The organism is Massilia sp. CFBP 13721 (genome assembly GCF_014842025.1).
GTDB lineage: Bacteria > Pseudomonadota > Gammaproteobacteria > Burkholderiales > Burkholderiaceae_D > Telluria.
The window spans coordinates 158,269-177,296 of record NZ_JACYUY010000002.1 but is presented as its reverse complement, the minus strand read 5'-3'; the positions used below and the strand labels follow the sequence as shown (position 1 = coordinate 177,296).

General features: G+C 64.6%; 11 protein-coding genes. 5 read left to right on the top strand and 6 right to left on the bottom strand.

The features are described 5' to 3' along the window. Positions 1-140: 140 nt before the first annotated feature. Positions 141-683, top strand: coding sequence for a GNAT family N-acetyltransferase (locus tag IFT60_RS02335; protein ID WP_192049086.1), 543 nt, complete (start codon positions 141-143; stop codon positions 681-683). On the opposite strand, the gene IFT60_RS02330 is transcribed toward IFT60_RS02335, so the two are convergent. From IFT60_RS02330 to IFT60_RS02315, 4 genes are all read right to left on the bottom strand, one after another. Beyond that, positions 661-1,683, bottom strand: a complete 1,023-nt coding sequence (locus IFT60_RS02330) for an alpha/beta fold hydrolase (protein WP_192049084.1) — start codon at positions 1,681-1,683, stop codon at positions 661-663. The genes IFT60_RS02335 and IFT60_RS02330 overlap by 23 nt on opposite strands. 484 nt (positions 1,684-2,167) lie before the next feature. Further along, positions 2,168-3,835, bottom strand: coding sequence for an alpha-amylase family glycosyl hydrolase (locus IFT60_RS02325; protein ID WP_192049082.1), 1,668 nt, complete (start codon positions 3,833-3,835; stop codon positions 2,168-2,170). A gap of 20 nt (positions 3,836-3,855) precedes the next feature. Next, positions 3,856-5,487: an alpha-D-glucose phosphate-specific phosphoglucomutase gene (locus tag IFT60_RS02320; protein WP_192049080.1), complete on the bottom strand. Its 1,632-nt coding sequence runs from the start codon at positions 5,485-5,487 to the stop codon at positions 3,856-3,858. A gap of 78 nt (positions 5,488-5,565) precedes the next feature. Then, positions 5,566-6,888 (bottom strand): MFS transporter, encoded by a 1,323-nt coding sequence (locus IFT60_RS02315; RefSeq protein ID WP_192049078.1) that lies wholly within the window; start codon positions 6,886-6,888, stop codon positions 5,566-5,568. Between the two features lie 203 nt (positions 6,889-7,091). Here IFT60_RS02315 and IFT60_RS02310 point away from each other — a divergent pair, with 203 nt between their 5' ends. Together IFT60_RS02310 and IFT60_RS02305 are read left to right on the top strand one after the other, a co-directional pair. Beyond that, positions 7,092-8,366 carry an MFS transporter gene (locus tag IFT60_RS02310; RefSeq protein WP_192049076.1) on the top strand — a complete coding sequence of 425 codons (1,275 nt, stop codon included), beginning with the start codon at positions 7,092-7,094 and terminating at the stop codon, positions 8,364-8,366. Positions 8,367-8,382: 16 nt separating this feature from the next. After that, entirely contained in the window at positions 8,383-9,246 is an 864-nt protein-coding gene (locus IFT60_RS02305; protein ID WP_192049074.1) for an alpha/beta hydrolase, read from the top strand. A gap of 203 nt (positions 9,247-9,449) precedes the next feature. On the opposite strand, the gene IFT60_RS02300 is transcribed toward IFT60_RS02305, so the two are convergent. Continuing rightward, complete coding sequence (locus IFT60_RS02300) at positions 9,450-11,312, bottom strand: DEAD/DEAH box helicase (RefSeq protein ID WP_192049072.1); 1,863 nt, start codon at positions 11,310-11,312, stop codon at positions 9,450-9,452. 276 nt (positions 11,313-11,588) lie between these two features. Beyond that, the gene (locus IFT60_RS02295; protein ID WP_192049070.1) at positions 11,589-14,261 is read right to left on the bottom strand and encodes a TonB-dependent receptor; all 2,673 of its coding nucleotides are present in this window, start codon (positions 14,259-14,261) and stop codon (positions 11,589-11,591) included. Positions 14,262-14,846: 585 nt separating this feature from the next. On the opposite strand from IFT60_RS02295, the gene IFT60_RS02290 reads away from it, so the two are divergent. After that, on the top strand, positions 14,847-16,691 hold the full coding sequence (locus IFT60_RS02290; RefSeq protein WP_192049068.1) for a glycoside hydrolase family 13 protein: 1,845 nt from the start codon (positions 14,847-14,849) through the stop codon (positions 16,689-16,691). Beyond that, positions 16,688-19,015, top strand: a complete 2,328-nt coding sequence (locus IFT60_RS02285; protein WP_192087947.1) for a glucosylglycerate hydrolase family protein — start codon at positions 16,688-16,690, stop codon at positions 19,013-19,015. Before IFT60_RS02290 ends, IFT60_RS02285 begins: the two co-directional genes overlap by 4 nt. Positions 19,016-19,028: the final 13 nt, after the last annotated feature.

Here is a 19,028-nt window from a genome sequence, read left to right as displayed (position 1 = left end):
CTAGCATCGCGCTTTTCGGTTCGGCGCCGAATTCGCGGTAAGCTCTGCCTTGAAGCAGACAACCTGCCGGTGCAAAATTGTTAGGCTGTGAGGTCGGCCTTGCGCAACCGTGGCGGCCGCACCATCTTCGGAGAATCGCCATGCAACGCACGACCGCCCGTTTAATCCTGAGACCGCCGGAACCCAGCGACCTGCCCCGCCTGCATGCGATCTACGGCGATCCGGCAACCAATACCTTCAACCCTGCCGGACCGCTGACCGACATCGCACAGGCGCGCACGCTGCTGCAAGGCTGGCGCGACCAGTGGCGTGACAAGGGCATGGGCCCCTGGGCCATTGCGCTGCGCTCAGCACCCGAACGGCTGCTCGGTTTCGGCGGGATCTCGTCGCACGGGTATCTCGGCGTCGAGCGCATCAACGTCGGCTACCGCTTCGATCGCGCCGCATGGGGCGCCGGCTATGCCACCGAACTGGGCGCGGCGGCATTGGCTTTCGGCTTCGACGAATGCCGCCTGCCGGAAATCTTCGCCCTGGTGCGGCCGGCCCACCTGGCGTCGATCCGCGTACTGGAAAAAATCGGCATGCAACGCTTCGCCACCCTGGATGACGTTCCCGGGCAGGCGCCGAGTATCGTCTTCAGGGCGCTACACCCCTCCCCCGCTAGCGCGCCGCCAGGCCCTTGAGCAAGGCCTCGTGGAAGGCCTTGGGATCCTGCATCTGCGGCGCGTGCCCCATGTTCGGGAAGGTCACCAGCGTCGCCTTCGGGATCGCCCTGGCCGTCTTTTGCGCCAGTTCGGGGTAGTTGCCCAGCTTCGGCCGCAGCGCTTCCGGCGCCGCGTCCTTGCCGATCGCGGTCGTGTCCTTCAGGCCGATCAGCAGCAGCGTCGGCATCGTCAGCTGCGGGAATTCGTAGACCACCGGCTGGGTATAGATCATGTCGTACAGCAGCGCCGAATTCCAGGCGACGATTTCCTTGCCCGGCCCGCCGTACATCCCGGCCAGCATCTGCACCGGCGGTTCGTACTCGGGCTTCCACTGGTTGACGTAATAGGTCGCCTTTTCGTAGTTGCGGATCTTGTCGGCCGTGGTCTGCAGCTCGCGCTGGTACCATTTATCGACGCCGAGCGAGGGCACGCCCAGCGCCTTCCAGTCTTCCAGCCCGATCGGGTTGACCAGCACCAGCTGCTCGGTCTGCTGTGGGAACATCAGGCCGTAGCGCACCGCCAGCATGCCGCCGGTCGAGTGGCCCAGTATCGTGGCCGGCCCCTTCACGCCGATCGATTCGAGCAGCGCGCGCGTGTTCTCGGCCAGCTGCTGGAAGGTGTACTGGTAGTGCTGCGGTTTGCTCGATTTGCAGAAGCCGATCTGGTCGGGCACCACCACGCGGTAGCCGGCGCCGCTCAGCGCCTTCATGCTCGCATCCCAGGTCGCGCCGCAGAAGTTTTTACCGTGCAGGAGGACGACCGTGCGGCCATTGGCCTTGCCTTGCGGGGCGATGTCCATGTAGGCCATGTGCAGCTTCGCGCCCTGCGAGGTGAAGTTGAATTGCCTGACCGGGGCCGGATACGTAAACCCTTCGAGTTCGGGGCCGTAGGATGGCTCGGCGGCGGCGTGGGCGGTGCCCAGGCTGGCCAGCGCCAGGGCGAGGCTGGCGGCGCAACGGGAGAGGCGGATGGAGGTCATGGCGGCGAGCGTTGGGTGATCGATTCGTCAAGTCTAGCCGATAAGCCGCGGCTGAGTAGCCGCGTACGCGTTCGACCGGGCCGCCGATCTGGCGCGCATGATCGGCCGTGCGTTGAACGCGTGGGCGGCGCTCAAGCCGCGTACATTCACACGCTCGGCTATAGCCGACCACCCTACCGCAGAGGCGTAGGGTGGTCGGCTATACCGGGCGGCGTGCGGGCCTGCAGCGTGAACGCCGCCCACGCGTGACGCATGCACGTCGCAAAAGCCAAGCAGGTGGTGCGCAGCGTTTACGCGTGGACGGAGTCCACCCTACGGACCGTACAGTCCAGCCGATAACCGTGCATCGCGATAGACGTAGGACCGTACAGTCCAGCCGATAAGCGTGCATCGCGATAGACGTAGGGTGGACTCCGTCCACGCGTAACGCACGCACATCGCAAAAGTCCAGCACGCGGTACGCGGCGGTCAAGCGTGGGCGGCGTTATTCCTGCCCGATCAGCACCACGGCATTGCGCGCATCGAACTGCACCTTGCCACCCTTGACGATCGCCGTCGTCCCCGAATACCAGTCGCGCACGGTCTGGCCATCCAGGAAGACGCCGGTCACCGGCACGGCGACCGGTTTGTCCGTCGGCAGGCCGAGCGCCACCACCACGCGGTCGACCACGTCGCCCTTCTCCCAGGTACGCTTGAAGGTGTACGGGTAGTGCTGGAGCATGCGGTGCACGCCGGCGCCCACCGCGGGATGGGCCTGGCGGAAGCGCCCCAGCTTGGCCCAGTGTTCGCGCACGTCGGCGACGCGGTTCAGTCCACGCGCGGCGTTGGCGGACAGTTCGTCCCAGTTCATGAACGAGCGCAGCGTGGCGTCGCCCTCGGCGCCTTCGACCCGCAGCAAGCGCGCGGTCTCGTCGCCGTAGTAGATCTGCGCTGCGCCCGGCGCCAGCAGCAGTTTATTCGCCGCCTCGTAGGGACGCTGGCGCAGCGGGTCGTAGGGCTGGCCATCGTCGTGCGAACTGATGTAGTTCAGGACCGAATAGCCCTTCAACGGGCCGTGCAGCGCGGCCGAATACGCGCTGAAGATCTGTTCGTAGCCGTCCGCCGCATCGCTGCGCAGCGCGAAGTTGATCAGGCTGTCGAAACCCTGGGCCGGGTAATCGACCTTCATGCCGCCCAGGTCGTAGGCGCGGCCATCCTTGATGCCGTAGCCGTAGACTTCGGCCGTCATGTAGAACGGCAGGTCGCCCAGTGCCTTCGCTGGATGCGCCTTCTTCCACTCCTCGAAGGCGCCGCTTGCGACCTTCTTGAGATCCTTCCACACGCCCGGCTCGGTGTGCTTCACCGTGTCGGCGCGGAAGCCGTCGATGCCGTACTTGCGCACCCAGTCGGCATGCCATTTGATGAGGTAGTAACGCGGCGCGCGCGGATAGCCGGTGCGCTTGAAAAAGGCGTCCAGCTCCTGCACCTCGCGCTCGTAGCGCCCTTCCGCCTTCCATTTCGCCACCAGCGCGGGCGGCAGCGCCACCGGCTTGTCGCGCTCGGTGCGGATGTCGGGCAGGTTTTTCACCAAGGTGCACTCGATGGTGGTGCGCGCATCCTTGTAGGTGCAAACCGGATCAGTGCGCACCCACTCGGCCGGCCATACCGGATCAAGCTCGGTGACCGGACCGGTATGGTTCAGCACTACGTCGAACAGCACGCGCAAGCCGTTCGCATGGGCGGTGTCGACCAGGGTGCGCAACTCTTCCTCGGTGCCGAGGTTGGCGTCGATGGCGGTGAAGTCGCGCGCCCAGTAGCCGTGGAAGCCGTAGCTCTTGCCGGTGCCCTCGTCGGTGCCGGCGTGGATCTGCTCGACCGGCGGCGTGATCCAGAGCGCGGTCACGCCCAGGTCCCTGAAATAACCCTCCTTGATCTTGGCCGTGATGCCGGCGAAGTCGCCCCCCATGAAACCGCGCAGCTTGGCCGCGTCGTCTTTACGGCCGTACGCGTGGTCGTTACCCGGATTGCCGTTGTTGAAGCGGTCCGTCAGCAAAAAATAGACGGTCGCGTTCTCCCACACGAACGGTTTGCTCGGCGCTGCCCAGGGTGCGGGGGCGGCAGCAAGCACGCTGGACGCGAACAGCAGGGAGACGGCAAGTGCGGGTAGTTTCATGGAGTTCCTGTGAGAGTGAATCAGGTGATGACGCTCGGCTGCTGGCGGCCGGTGCGCTGGCGCAGTCCCGACACGTTTTCCGCAATCGTGATCAGGCCAGCCAGGGCATCCTGGGTGTCGAGGTTGTGGCGCGCCGGATCGGCTTCGTAGCGTTCGAGGTAGAGCCGTACCGTGGCGCCCTCGGTGCCGGTACCGGACAGGCGGAACACGATGCGCGAACCGTCAAGCATGATGATGCGCACGCCCTGCTTCGAGGCGATGGAATTGTCGACCGGGTCGGTGTAGACGAAATCGTCGGCCAGCGACACCCGGTACTCTCCCAGGGTCTGGCCGGCGAGCGTCGGCAGCCGCTCGCGCAGCGCGGTCATCATGGCGTCGGCCGCGCTGGCGTCGACCGCTTCGTAATCGTGGCGCGAATAATAGTTGCGGCCAAAGCGGGCCCAGTGTTCGGCCACGAGCTGCTCGACCGGCTTGCCGGTGGCGGCCAGCATGTTCAGCCAGAACAGCACCGCCCACAAGCCATCCTTTTCGCGCACGTGATCCGAGCCGGTGCCGTAGCTCTCCTCGCCGCACAGCGTGACCATGCCGGCATCCATCAGGTTGCCGAAGTACTTCCAGCCGGTCGGCGTCTCGAAGCAGGACACGCCCAGCGCCGCAGCCACGCGGTCGGCGGCGGTCGACGTCGGCATGGAGCGGGCGATGCCCTTGATCCCTGCCGCGTAGCCCGGCGCCAGCGTGGCATTTGCCGCGATGATGGCCAGGCTGTCCGACGGCGTCACCGCAATGCCGCGCCCGACAATCATGTTGCGGTCGCCATCGCCGTCCGATGCCGCACCGAAGTCGGGCGCATCGGCGCCATTCATGAGGGAGATGAGTTCGGCGGCATTGACAGGATTCGGGTCCGGATGGTGGCCGCCAAAGTCTTCCAGCGGTACGCCGTTGATCACGGTGCCGGCCGGGGCGCCGAGCACGCCTTCGATGATCGCTTTCGCATACGGCCCAGAGACGGCGCACATGCCGTCGAATTTCATTGTAAAACCGCGTGCGAACAGGGCGCGGATGGCGTCGAAGTCGAACAGGCGGCCCATCAGTTCGGCGTAGTCGGCCACCGGATCGATCACCTCGACCTGCATGCCTTCCAGGGTGCTGGTGCCGATCGCGTCGAGGTTGACCGCCGGCGCGTCGCTAATGCGGTAGGCGGACAGGTTCCGGGTGTGGGCGTACACGGCCTCGGTGATTTTTTCGGGAGCCGGTCCGCCGTTGTCGATGTTGTACTTGATGCCGAAGTCGCCGTCCGGGCCGCCGGGGTTATGGCTGGCCGAGAGCACGATGCCGCCAAAGGCGCCATGCTTGCGGATCACGCAGCTGACCGCCGGCGTCGACAGGATGCCGCCGCGCCCGACCAGCATGCGCGCCACGCCGTGGGCGGCGGCCATGTGCAGGATGGTCTGGATCGCGTCGCGGTTGAAATAGCGGCCGTCGCCGCCGACGACCAGGGTGCGGCCCGTGCAGTCGCCTAGCGTCAGGAAAATCGCTTCGACAAAATTCTCGAGATAGCCCGGCTGCTGGAACTCGGTCACCTTCTTGCGCAGGCCCGAGGTACCCGGACGCTGGCCGGCAAATGGCGTCGTTGCCACGGTCTGAATGGTCATGCTTCGCTCCTGAAGTGAATGCGTTCGTCTGTTGATAAAACGTTACGATACGCTAGGGGCGAAAAGCATGGCGCAAATTTAGCGGTTTTTATCGGTGACAGCCAGCGTCAATACGGCAGCCAGCAGCATGCAGCCGCCGCCCAGCGCCAGCGTCTGCGCCGTGTGGCCGTTAAAGAATTCGCGCGTGACGAAGCCGAGCAGCAGGCCGCTGACGATCTGCGGGATCACGACGAAGAAGTTGAACAGACCCATGAAATAACCCATGCGCCTGGCCGGCAAGGCGCCCGCCAGGATCGCATACGGCATCGTCAGGATGCTGGCCCAGGCGATGCCGACGCCGACCATCGGCAGCATCAGCATTTCCTTGCTATCGATGGCGACGATGCTGGCCAGGCTCAATCCTCCGATCGCCAGGCAGGTCGCGTGCACGGTCTTGCGGCTGGTGGCGCGCGCGAACACCGGCAGGATGAAGGCGGCCAGCGCCGAGACGCCGCTATACACCGCGAACATGATGCCGACCCAGTTGCCGGCGTCCTGGAAGGCGGCCGACTGCGCATCGCGCGTGCCGTAGACGGAATCGGCGATCGCGCTGCCGGTGTAGATCCACATCGCGAACAGGGCGATCCAGGTGAAGAACTGGACAAAGGCCAGCTGCACCATCGTCTTCGGCATCTTGCCGAAACCGCTCAGGATCTCGGTCAACGCCACACCGACGCGGCGCGCGTTGGCGCGCTCCTTGTTGAACGCTTCCATGTCCGGCGGCGGCAGTTCGTCGGCGGTGAACACGGTCCAGCTCACCGCGATCATGAAGACCAGCGCGCCGGCGTAGAACGCATAGCGCACGGTGTCGGGAATGGCGCCGTCGACCGGCACGTTCGACACGCCCATGCCGGTGAAGATCGTCGGCAGCAGCGAGGCGATCACGGCGCCACAGCCGATGAAGAAGGTCTGCATCGCATAGCCCGCGGTCTGCTGCGAGACGTCGAGCTTGTCGCCGACAAAGGCGCGGAACGGCTCCATCGAGACGTTGATAGCGGCGTCCATCATCCACAGCACGGCCACCGCCATCCACAGCGCCGAGGAATTGGGCATCAGGAACATGGCGATCATCGCGAGCAAGGCGCCGACGAAGAAGAAGGGACGGCGGCGGCCCCAGGTCGGGTGCCAGGTGTTGTCGCTCAGGTAGCCGATGATCGGCTGCACCAACAGGCCCGTGACGGGTGCGGCGAGCCAGAACAGGGCCAGGTCGTCGGGGTTGGCGCCCAGCGTCGAGAAGATACGGCTGGTGTTGGCGTTTTGCAGCGCGAAGCCGAACTGGATGCCGAAGAAGCCGAAACTCATGTTCCACAACTGCCAGAACGACAGGCGCGGTTTGTCGAGCGCCTTGGTATGCATGTCCATCCGTGTCCCCAATGGCCCGGCGTCCCGGGCGCTATTCGTGTATGTGGCGAACGCGCCATGTGCCGCGCGGCGCCAACTAAATTTGTAGCAAAATAACATGGCGTTTTCCGAGTGTCAATTCGAATGAGTCAGAGTAAAATCGCAACGCGAGTCCGCTTCAAGACGGGCTTTGTAGTCAAATAACACAACCGATGGAGACACCCATGCGCGACATGCAGCGCCGGCTGAGCAATTCCTTTTACGCCCTGAGCAGCTTGCCAGCCACGGCCATGGGCTTCGCCCTGTGCATCCAGATTTCGGCGCTTAGCTGGCTGCTGAGCACCAAATACGGACTCGACATCCACGAGATCGGCGTCGTCTGGGCCGCCGGTCCGCTGGCCGGCATCCTCGGCCAGGTGATCATCGGCTTCATCAGCGACAAGACCTGGTTCTGGGGCGGACGACGGCGTCCCTTCATCCTGATCGGCGGCGTGCTCGCTGCCTTGTCGGTGTACCTGCTGCCGCGCATCGAAGTGGTCGCCGACCTGTTCGGCATCGGCAACCTGGTGGTGGTGGCGGTGATGGTCGCACTGACGCTCGACCTGTCGATCAACATCGGCTTCAATCCGACGCGCTCGCTGATCGCGGACGTGACGCCCGACGGCGAAGCGCGCACGCGCGGCTATACCTGGATGCAGACCATCTCCGGCTTCTGGGGCGTGATGGCGTATTTGATCGGCGCCTTCATCGACAACTACACGCTGATCTCGGTCGGCGTGGTGCTGGTGCTGGTGTTCTCGATCGTGCCTGTCCTGTTGATCGAGGAACCGCGCGAACTGGCGCCGGCAACGCGGGAAGCTGCCAGCGCCACCGACTGGCCGCAACTGTGGCGCATCTGGGCGGCGCACGCGTTCACCTGGTTCGGGGTGCAGGCGATGTTCGTCTACATCATCGCGTTCATCCAGCAGCACGTGGTGGCCCCTGGCGCGACTGCCGCACAGGCGGCGGCGCAGTCGGGCCACGTGATCGCGATCTCGTTCGCGGTGATGAACGTGGTCGGCTTCCTGCTGCCGGCGCTGGTGCTGGCACCGCTGGTGAAGCGCTTCGGGCGCGTGCGCACGCAGGCCGCCTGCACCGGCATCATGGCGCTCGCTTACTTCGCCATCGCCTTGTTCGCGCGCTCGCCGGGCACCCTGTACGTGCTGATGGGCGTGGTCGGCATCGGCTGGGCGGCGGTGGTCAGCCTGCCCTTCGCGATCATGAGCGAGCAGGTCGACCGCAGCCGCATGGGTTATTTCATGGGCCTGTTCAACCTGTCGGTGGTGCTGCCGCAGCTGGCCACCACCGCCGTCGGCTTCGTATTGAAAACCAGCGCCGACAAGAGCCTGCTGTTCCTGATCTGCGGCGGCTGCCTGGCGCTGTCGAGCGTGCTGTGGCTGCTGGTGCGCGAGAAGGAGGCGGCGCCTGTCGCCGCGCCGGCGCTGGCCGCTTCCCACTAATCACAAGACCTCTTCCATGCCACCGATTCGTACCGCTTTCGTCCTGTTCGCCGCCCTGCTGGCCGCACCCGCCTTCGCCACCGACGCCGCTCCGACAAACAAACCGTCGACCGCCCTGCCCGGCGTGCGCCTGCTGCCCGACCTGGTTGAGATCCCGCAGCTGCAGCGCAAACGCCAGATCCGCCTGTACCTGCCGCCCGGCTATGCGACATCGCATAAACGCTATCCGGTGCTGTACATGCACGACGCCCAGAATTTGTTCGACGACGCCACCTCCTTTGTCGGCGAATGGAAGGTCGACGAGACGCTCGACGCGCTGGCCAAAGAGGGCAAGCTCGAACTGATCGTGGTCGGCATCGACAACGGCGGCGACAAGCGCATGACGGAACTGAACGCCTGGGACAACACGCGTTTCGGCGCGGGCGAAGGCAGGCAGTACACGGATTTCATCGTCCACACCCTGAAGCCGCTGATCGACGCCCAATACCGCACCCTGCCCGGCCGCGCCCACACCGCGATCATGGGCAGTTCGATGGGAGGGCTGGCTTCGCACTATGCGATCGCCCGGTACCCGCAGGTGTTCGGTAAAGCCGGCGTGTTCTCGCCCGCCTACTGGACGGCGACGCCCGCCTTCGACTTCATGGCGCAGCACCCGCTGCCGCAGGATGCGCGCGTGTATCTGCTGATGGGCGAAAAGGAAGGCGAATCGATGGTGCCGGACGTCGAGCGCATGGCCGGCGTCGTGCGCGCGAGCGGGCATCCGGCGGCGAACATGGTGCTGAAGATCGTGCCGGGGCAGCAGCACAACGAGGGGTTCTGGAGCGGCGAGTTGCGCGAGGCGTTGTTGTGGATGTTTGTCAGCGAGAAGACAACGCCCTGACACGACAGTAGTGCACCGTAGGGTGGGCACTTGTGCCCACGCGGATGCGGCCGGTGCGGGTCGAAACGTCGGCACGAGACGCAAACGTTGAACCGCGTGGGCACAAGTGCCCACCCTACGTTACGCATCGGCCAACGCAAAAAGGGGAATCGATCCACTTAACCGATCCTCCGTTTTATTTCATTGCGGCGAAGCCGCAACCATCACGCCTTCGGCTTCGCCTTCTTGAACGGCGGCTTGTCTGATTTAAAACCCGGCTTTTCCGAGAAGCGGCGATCGCCACCGAACGACTTCTTCGCGCCCGCAGCCTTCTTCGGCGGCGGCGTTTCGCCATCGCGCGTGATCTGCAGCTGCTGGCCGGCGACCCACACGGTTTTCAGGTGGTCGATCAGGTCCGGCGGCAGATCGGCCGGCAGGTCGAGCGTTGAAAAATCGTCGTAGATTTCGATACGGCCGATCAGCTTCGAATCGATGTTCGCTTCGTTGGCGATGGCGCCGACGATGTTGCCCGGCTTGACGCCATTGGTGTGGCCGACTTCGATGCGGAAAGTGGCCATGCCTTCGTCCGGCGCACGCGCCACGCGCTCCTTCTTGAAGCCGCTCGTGAAGCCAGCCTCGCGTGGCGCACGCGGCGCACGCTCTTCCCAGCTGCCGCCATCTTCGCGCGACGGACGCGGCAGGCGCTCGACGAAATCGGTGCGCGCCGGACGGTCTTCCCAGCTCGATGCCTTCGGTTCGCGGTCCGGCTTTTCCAGCAGCAGCGGCACGTCGCCGCGGCCCAGCTTGGCCAGCGCGGCGGCGATGTCGACCGCCGGCACGTTGTTCTCTTGCTCGTATTCCTCGATCAGGCCGCGGAACTGCTCCAGGCCGCCGGCGGCCAGGGTTTCCGTGATCTGTTCCTTGAACTTGGCGATGCGCACGTCGTTCACGGCTTTAATCGTCGGCAGCGTCAACTGGGCGACCGGCTGGCGCGTGGCGCGCTCGATCGCTTTCAGCAGGCTGCGCTCGCGCGGCGTGATGAACAGGATCGCGTCGCCGCTGCGGCCGGCGCGGCCGGTGCGGCCGATGCGGTGGGTGTAGCTTTCCGGGTCCGACGGCACGTCGTAGTTGATGACGTGGCTGATGCGCTCGACGTCGAGGCCGCGCGCGGCGACGTCGGTAGCGACCAGGATGTCGATCTTGCCGTTCTTGAGCTGCTCGATGGTGCGCTCGCGCTGCACCTGCGCCATGTCGCCGTTGATGGCGGTGGCCGCGAAGCCGCGCGCCTGCAGCTTGGTCGCCAGCTCTTCGGTACCGAGCTTGGTGCGGGCGAAGATGATCATGCCGTCGAACGGCTCGGCTTCCAGGATGCGGGTCAGCGCTTCGAGCTTCTGCATGCCCGACACCAGCCAGTAGCGCTGGGTGATGTTGTCGGCGGTGCCGGTCTTGGCGGCGACGGTGACTTCCGACGGGTCGCGCAGGTAAGTCTTGGCGATGCGCTTGATCGCCGGCGGCATGGTGGCCGAGAACAGCGCAATTTGCCGCTCGTCCGGGATCTGCTGCAGGATCTGCTCGACGTCGTCGATGAAGCCCATGCGCAGCATTTCGTCGGCTTCGTCGAGCACGAGCGTCTTCAGCTGCGACAGGTCGAGCGAGCCTTTCTGGATGTGGTCGATCACGCGGCCCGGGGTGCCGACGATGACTTGCACGCCGCGGCGCAGCGCCTGCAGCTGCGGGCCGTAGCTCTGGCCGCCGTAGATCGGCAGCACGGCGAAGTTCTTCATGTGCGCCGCGTAGCTCTGGAAGGCTTCGGCGACCTGGATCGCAAGTTCGCGCGTCGGCGCCAGCACCAGCGCCTGCGGCGTCGACTGTTTGGTGTCGATGCGCGCCAGCACCGGCAGCGCGAAGGCGGCTGTCTTGCCGGTACCCGTCTGCGCCTGTCCCAGTACGTCGCGGCCTTCCATCAACAGGGGAATGGTGGCGGCCTGGATCGGCGACGGCGTCTCGTAGCCGACGTCCTTCAGTGCCTTCAAAATAGGCGCCGGGATGTTCAGATCGGAAAACGTTGGGAGTGGGGTGTCAGACATGGATGAGTTGCTCTTAAATTAAAACGGAAGCGACAGTTTACACCGTCGTCCGCAAGGGCGTGGGCCGATTGCCGACACGCCACTGGTTTTGCAATAGAAAAAGCCCTTGCAGACAACAAAGTCCGCAAGGGCTGGATTCGCCCGAAGGCGATCCAGTAAGTTCGAGAAACCGTCGCGAGCGGAAGGAGTGCTGGCCGAGAAGCGCAGCTGTACGGTTGTACAGCGAGCATCGCAGGCCGGCAATCCGACGCGCAGCAGGTTTATCGAACTTACATCTTACAGTTTGTAGTTCAGGCCCAGCAGCATCTGACGGCCGTACTTGGTGTAGCCGCGTGGACGATCCTTGGTGCCGGCATAGGTCTCGAACTCGGTATCGGTCAGGTTGTTCACCTGGAACAGCACCGACAGGCCCTTCACTTGCGCGAAGTCGTAACCCAGCTGCAGGTCGACGACCTTGTCCGACTTCACGAAGGTCAGTTCGTTGGCGCCGCCGATGCCGCCGATCTCGCCGACGAAATCGCTGCGGTAGCGCTGGCTGACGCGGGCCGAGAAACCGTTGGCTTCATAGTAGGCGGTCAGGTTGAAGACGCGCTTCGAGAGGCCCGGCAGCGGAATCGCCATGCTGCCGAAACGCTGGTCCTTGACTTCGATTTCGCTGTTGGTGAACGAAGCGTTGGCGGTGACGCCGAAGCCGTCCAGCATCGGGTGCAGCATGTCCAGCGGTGCCGAGGCAGCCAGTTCCAGGCCTTGCAGCTTGCCGCCCTCGCCGTTCATCGGCTGGGTCATGGTGCCGATGTCGGCGGTGGCGCCCACCAGGCGGTATTCCGAGAAGTCACGCGGGCCGGTCAGCTGGTAGATGTAGGAATCGAGCTTCTTGTGGAAGCCGGCGACCGACACATACCCCTTGTTACCGAAGTACTTTTCCCACGACAGGTCGACCTGCTTGGCGCGCCATGGGTCGAGCTGGGCGTTGCCGCCGTTGCCCCATGGGGTACCGGTGCTCTGCGCGGTCAGGCCGACTTCCAGGGCGGCGTTCAGCTCGTTGAGCTTGGCGCGCGCCAGGGTCTTGCCGGCGCCGAAGCGGATGAACTGCTGGTCGGGCAGGCTCCAGGCCAGGTTCAGGCTCGGCAGGTAGTCGGTGTACTTCTTGCCGTCGGTCAGCGGCACCAGGTCGGCGAACGGCCAGGCGCGCAGCGTGTTGGCGGTCGAGCTCTGGTCGGTCTTGACGACCTGTACGCCGACGTTACCGCGCAGCGGCATCGCCATCAGTTCGGTGTCGATGTTCAGCTTGACGTAGCCGGTCTTGACCTTCTCGTCGATGGTCCAGTTCTTGGTCGCGCCCCATGGCACCAGCACCGACGGCGCGTATGGGCCGAAGTTCTGCGCCAGCACGCCCGGGATGTCCCAGCTCAGGGTGTTCGGCAGGCCGTACAGGTCTTGCGAACCGTTGACGACGTTCGCTGCAAAGGTGCCGGCGCCGATCTTCGAGAAGCCGGTTTCCAGGTGTTCCTTGTCCTTCGAGCGCTTGGACAGGTTGAAGCCGACTTCGACGCTCGAGAAGGCGCCTTCGGCGAACTTGTATTCGACGCTGGCGCGGGCCGAGTGCAGCTTGTCGGTCAGGTTCGGCGCATTGACGTAGCCTTCGCCGAACTGGCCGCCGATGGCGATCTGCGACGGGTCGTCGTAGGTGCCCGACAGGTTCAGGTTCGGGATGGCGCCGTTGCGGTAGTCGAAGCCGAGGGTCTGGCGCACGGCGCGGCCGGCGTTGATCTCGACCAGTTCTTCCTTGTGGTCGGCCTTGGAGCTGGAGAGGTCGATGATGCCGACCCAGGCGCCGCTGGTGAAGCGGTTGTTCCAGCCGATGGCGGACAGCTTGTCGTCGCGCTTCATGCGGTTGTTGCGCACGACCGGATTGACGTTGTTGGCGTTGCCGGCAACCATCACGCCATTCACGATGGTCGGATTCGCGAAGACGACGCTGCCGTCATCCTGCAGCGGGATTTCCATGCCGCGGCGGATTTCTTCCTGGTCGAAGCGCGAGTGGTACATGTCCAGGGTCGAGCTGAAATTCTTGTTCGGACGCCATTCGAGCACGCCCATCAGGCCGTCGCGCACCTGGTCGCCGGTCGTTGCCAGCGCCTTGATGCCCTTCGGTACCTTCACGGTCGAACCCGGCGCGACAGCCGAGTTGTCGACCCAGTCCCAGGTCTCGAACTGGCGCGAGACGTTCGGCTTGTCCTGGCGTGCGTAGCCGATGGCCACGCCGATGGTGCGGTTGGCGAACTGGTCGATGTACGAAGCGCTGACGCGGCTGCCGGTGTCCGGCGAGCCGGCGCTGATCGAGCCGGCCGAGTTCTTTTCGCCGCGCACGTTGACGCTGATCGCGCGCTCGCGCAGCGACAGCGGCTTGATGGTCTGCATGTCCACCGTGCCCGACAGGCCCTGGCCGACGACGCCGGCGTCCGACGTCTTGTACACGGTAACGGCGTTGATCAGTTCCGATGGGTACTGGTCGTATTCGACGGTGCGGTTGGCGCTGGTGCTGACCTGCTCGCGGCCGTTGAGCAGCGCGGTCGACAGGTCGCCCGAGGTGCCGCGGATGCTGATCTGCTGTGCCTGGCCATTCACGCGCTGCGAGGACAGGCCCGGCAGGCGCGCCAGCGATTCGGCGATGGAGACGTCCGGCAGTTTGCCGATGTCTTCGGCGGAAATGGCTTCGACGATACCGGTCGCATCGCGCTTGGTGGCGATCGCCGTTTCGATTGCGCGGCGGATACCGGTAACCGTCACGGTCTGGACTGGCGCATCGGCCGCCGCTTCGGTGACGGCGGTTTGGGCGCTGGCGGTGCCGGCCAGGGCCGATGCAAAAATGGCGCAGCCGGCCGCAACCGGGCTCAGCTTGAAGACAAGGCCCGACCCAGCGGTGCGCTTGTTTGCGAAGATATTCATGTGTCCCCTCAGATCAGACTACGTAATTTCCCGCAAGACAGCTGCACAGCCACGGCACGGGAGCTTTGATATAACGCCTCTTTAGACGTTCTGGCAAGAATTCTGTACTAAAACTAGATGCACTGTCAACGGGAGTTGATCCGCACTACGTTTCAAACGCCCTATACAAGCGCCTTATATAGAAGGAAGCTTCTTATCGTTGTATCCCAGCTACAAGAAGGCTTGCGCATATGTGTAGTCGGACTACAAGTCGATGTATTTTCACCGACTTAGTGCGAAAATGCACTATTTCGGTGCAATTTTAAGGATTTGATTTGTTTCACTGCTGATGAGGTCGCCTTGGATCTGTTCCGCACAGCATGATGTTAACGTGCACGGTGCCCGGACATCTTCCGCGCCACCATAGGCGATGTACTTAAACTAGCAATATTGTTGAATTGGCGTCAGGCCGCCTGTATAGTATTCTCGGCAATGCATAGAGTGAACACCGCGCTCAAGCTTGCCGATCGCTGAGTTTTATGTAATCAGACTACGTCTGACCGCATTAGAGTGTTTCCTCCATTCCCTTTTCCTGCCGAGTCCCGCATGCGACGCTCTTTTGCAACACTTTGTCTTGCCCTGACTTACCTGGACCCGGCGCTGGCCGCGCCCGCCATCGAACATCTCGAGCCGCCGTTCTGGTGGACCGGCATGCAGCACAAGAATGTCCAGTTGCTGGTGCATGGCGCCGGTATCGGCCGCATGCAGCCGGCGCTCGCTTACCCGGGCGTGCGCATCGTTTCCAGTACCCGGGTGGCGAACCCGAACTACCTGTTCATCGATCTCGAGATCGCACCCGGCGCCCAGCCCGGCAGCCTCGACCTCGTGTTCGAAGGCGCGGACGGCACCCTGCGCCAGCCGTATCAGCTGCGTGCCCGTGAACCCGGCTCGCGCGCGCGCCAGGGCTTCGGCAATGCCGACGCCATCTACCAGATCATGCCGGACCGCTTCGCCAACGGCGACCCGGCCAACGACAGCGTGCCCGGCATGCTGGAACGGGCCGACCGCAAGCACCCAGGCGGACGCCATGGCGGCGACATCCAGGGCGCGATCGACCGCCTCGACTACATCGCCGGCCTCGGTTTCACCCAGCTGTGGCCGACGCCGCTGGTCGAGAACGACATGCCGGCCTGGTCGTACCACGGCTACGCGGCCACGAATCACTACCGGATCGACCCGCGCTATGGCAGCAACGACGACTTCGTGCGCCTGTCGCAAGAGGCGCGCAAGCGCGGCATCGGCCTGATCCAGGACGTGGTGCTGTCGCACATCGGTAAAAACCACTGGTGGATGAAGGACTTGCCGACACCGGACTGGATCAACTTCGGCGGCCAGTTCGTGCCCACCGCGCACCACCGCGTCGCCGTGCAGGACCGTTACGCCTCACAAGCCGACAGCCGCAACTTCACCGCCGGCTGGTTCGTCGAGAGCATGCCCGACCTGAACCAGACCAACCCGCTGGTGGCGAATTACCTCATCCAGAACAACATCTGGTGGATCGAGTACGCGGGCTTGTCGGGCCTGCGCATCGATACCTACAGCTATTCCGACGGCGCCTTCCTCACGCAGTACACCAAACGGCTGATGGACGAATACCCGCACCTGAACCTGGTCGGCGAGGAATGGAGCACGCTGGTGCCGGTGGTGGCGCGCTGGCAGCGCGGCAAGGTCAACTTCGACGGCTACATCTCCTCGCTGCCGAGCCTGATGGACTTCCCGCTGGTCGAAGCGATGCGCACCGCCCTCACCGACCCCACTAAAGGTTTCAACGAGGTCTACCAGACGCTGGCGCTCGACCACCTGTACCCGGCGCCGGACAAACTCGTCCTCTTCGGCGGCAACCACGACATGGCGCGCATGTACAGCGCGGCCGGCGAAGACTTCGACCGTTACCGCATGAACCTGGTGTTCCTGATGACGATGCCGCGCATCCCGCAGTTTTATACGGGCGACGAGATCCTGATGACCAGCACTGTCAAAGGCCGCGACGATGCCAGTTACCGCCGCGACTTCCCGGGCGGCTGGACCGGCGACCGGGTCGACGCCTTCAGCGGCAAAGGTTTAACCAGGCACCAGCACGCGGCGCAGGAACTGGTGCGCAAGCTCGCGAACTGGCGCAAGGGCCAGGCGGTGATCCACAATGGGAAGCTGATGCATTTCGGGCCTGAGGAGAATACCTGGGTCTACTTCCGCTACAGCGATAACAAACGCGTGATGGTCGCCATGAACAACAACGACAAGGAGATGCGCTTGCCCATCGCCCGCTTCCAGGAAATGTTAAAAGGGACCGGCGCCGGCATCGACGTCCTCACCGGCCAGACGGTCGACCTCACGCGCGAACTGCGCCTGGCGCCGAAAGCGACCCTCCTCATCGAACTGCCGGAAACATGATGCGCCCTACCCTGCTTGCACTTTCCCTCGCTTTTGCCCTGGCACCCGCGGCCGCTGTCGACAAACCCGGCGTCGATGCCTTTTTCGAGGCGATGGCGATCGAGGCCGCCCCTGGACAACAGGCGCGCTTCGTCGCCGGCGATAACCTGGCCGGCTATTTCGAGGGTTTTACCCACAGCCACGATGCCGGGGCCGGCTACGTGCTCAAAAGCGGCACCGTCTTCCACAACTACGTGAGCCATATCGATGGCGTGCGCAACGAGCGCGCCGGCGGACGCGAACAGGTACTGCCTTTTGGCCACCGTGTCGTCTACACCAACGGCAGCAGCGAAGAACTGGCGCTGCTGTCGAAACAGCATGCGCTGGCGCTGCGCGTGACCGGTCCGCGGCCGGCGCTGCTCGGTTTGCAGCCGCTATTGAAGACGGCCGGCGCGATCAGCTTCACCGATGGCGTCGCCGTTGTCGCCCCTGGCAAAGGCGCCACCCAGTTCATGGCGCTGGCGGGCGATCGTCCGTTCACATTGGAAGATAGCCTGTTGCTGCGCACGCGCGCACCGACTGCGAGCTTCACTGTCGTCGCGGCCTTTGGCGCCACCGCCGAGGAAGCAAGCCAGCGCGCACGCACCCTGGTGTCCGGCGACCCGATCGGCGATGAACGCCGCGCCACCCACGCGGCGCTCACGCGCAGCTATCTCACCACCAGCGATGCGGAATACAACAAGGCGCTGAACTGGGCCAAGGCGGCCTCGCGCCTGTTCGTGGTCGACGAATACGGCGCCGGCATCTGGGCCGGCCTGCCCTGGTTCCGCGAGAACTGGGGCCGCGACACCTTCATCGCCCTGCCGGGTACGCTGCTGGTGTCGGGCCAGTTCGCGGATGCACGCGCGGTGCTTGCCAATTTCGCGCGCTTCCAGAACCTGCGCACGCCACGTGACAAGGATTACGGACGCATTCCGAACCGCGTCTCGCCCGACGAGATCATCTACAACACGGTCGACGGCACGCCGTGGATGCTGCGCGAAGCCCATGAATACATCCGCTACACCGGCGACCAGGCTTTTGCGCGCGCGATGTACCAGCTGGCCGTGCCCTATTTCGACGGCGCCATCGCCAATTATGTCGATGCCGACGGCTTGCTGCGCCATGCGGCCTCGGACACCTGGATGGATGCCCGCGTCGAGAACCCCACCCACCAGCCCTGGTCGGACCGCGGTCCGCGCGCCAACGACATTCAGGCGCTCTGGTACACGGCGCTGGAAACCGGCGCCTGGCTGGCGACCCAGGCCGGCGACCACCGGCGCGCGCGCGAATGGTCGGCACTGGCGGCAAAGGCGCAGGCCAGTTTCCTGCGCCTGTTCTGGGATGGCGCGACCATGGCCGACCGCCTGCGCGCCGACGGCAGCCGCGATACCAAGGTGCGGCCGAACCAGCTGATGGTCGCGACCATTCCCTTCGACGACTTCGTGCCCGCCGCAGTGCAGGCGCGCGTGACGAAAAACGCCGTCTCCCAGCTGCTCTACCCTTACGGCATCGCCTCGCTGAGCCAGGACGATCCGTATTTTCATCCGCGCCACCAGAACCCGGGCTTCCACCACAAGGACGCGGCCTATCACAACGGCACCATCTGGGGCTGGAACGCCGGCTTTACGGTCACTGCGCTGAACCGCTTCGGCTACCAGGACCTCGCCTGGGCGCTGACGCAAAACCTCGGCACGCAGATCCTCGGCCTCGACACGCTGGGCAACATGAGCGAAAACCTGGATGCGCTGCCGCGCGAGGATGGAAAGCTGCAGCCATCCGGCACCTTCGCCCAGTCCTGGAGCGTGGCCGAATATGCGCGCAATGGCTACCAGGATTACGTCGGTTTCAGGCCTGACCTGCCGGCCAATACGCTCGCGTTCGAGCCGGCGATTCCGGCGGCGTGGTCGCGTTTCGAGGCCGTGCTGCCCTTCGGGGCCGATGAAGACGTCGCCGTCGCGTTTGTTCGCCCCCAAGTGCGTGCCCAAGGCGGCGAACGCTGGACATTCACCCTGCGCGGCCAGAAGGCGCGTACGCTGCGCATGGCCTGGCTGAACCCCGATAAAAGCCGCTCGCAGGCCGCGTTCACGCTGGCGCCGGGCAAGGCGGTAACCTTGGCGCTCGGCACGCGCCGCGCGACGCTGGACGGGCGCCGGCTGGCAGTGCAGCAGTTGCGGCCCTCGTATGCGCAGGTCATCGGCTCGCTGCGCTTCGTCACGCCGAAGACCTACCACAGCGAAGATTTTCCCGTGCTCCGTGCGCAGGATGCGCTGCGCGGCATCATCGAACGCAACGAATACCGATAACTAAAGGTCTCAC

Excerpts from the sequence above, each read along its gene's own strand:
- IFT60_RS02335 (WP_192049086.1), top strand. The coding sequence starts at position 141 with ATGCAACGCACGACCGCCCGTTTAATCCTGAGACCGCCGGAACCCAGC.
- IFT60_RS02330 (WP_192049084.1), bottom strand. The coding sequence starts at position 1,683 with ATGACCTCCATCCGCCTCTCCCGTTGCGCCGCCAGCCTCGCCCTGGCG.
- IFT60_RS02325 (WP_192049082.1), bottom strand. The coding sequence starts at position 3,835 with ATGAAACTACCCGCACTTGCCGTCTCCCTGCTGTTCGCGTCCAGCGTG.
- IFT60_RS02320 (WP_192049080.1), bottom strand. The coding sequence starts at position 5,487 with ATGACCATTCAGACCGTGGCAACGACGCCATTTGCCGGCCAGCGTCCG.
- IFT60_RS02315 (WP_192049078.1), bottom strand. The coding sequence starts at position 6,888 with ATGGACATGCATACCAAGGCGCTCGACAAACCGCGCCTGTCGTTCTGG.
- IFT60_RS02310 (WP_192049076.1), top strand. The coding sequence starts at position 7,092 with ATGCGCGACATGCAGCGCCGGCTGAGCAATTCCTTTTACGCCCTGAGC.
- IFT60_RS02305 (WP_192049074.1), top strand. The coding sequence starts at position 8,383 with ATGCCACCGATTCGTACCGCTTTCGTCCTGTTCGCCGCCCTGCTGGCC.
- IFT60_RS02300 (WP_192049072.1), bottom strand. The coding sequence starts at position 11,312 with ATGTCTGACACCCCACTCCCAACGTTTTCCGATCTGAACATCCCGGCG.
- IFT60_RS02295 (WP_192049070.1), bottom strand. The coding sequence starts at position 14,261 with ATGAATATCTTCGCAAACAAGCGCACCGCTGGGTCGGGCCTTGTCTTC.
- IFT60_RS02290 (WP_192049068.1), top strand. The coding sequence starts at position 14,847 with ATGCGACGCTCTTTTGCAACACTTTGTCTTGCCCTGACTTACCTGGAC.
- IFT60_RS02285 (WP_192087947.1), top strand. The coding sequence starts at position 16,688 with ATGATGCGCCCTACCCTGCTTGCACTTTCCCTCGCTTTTGCCCTGGCA.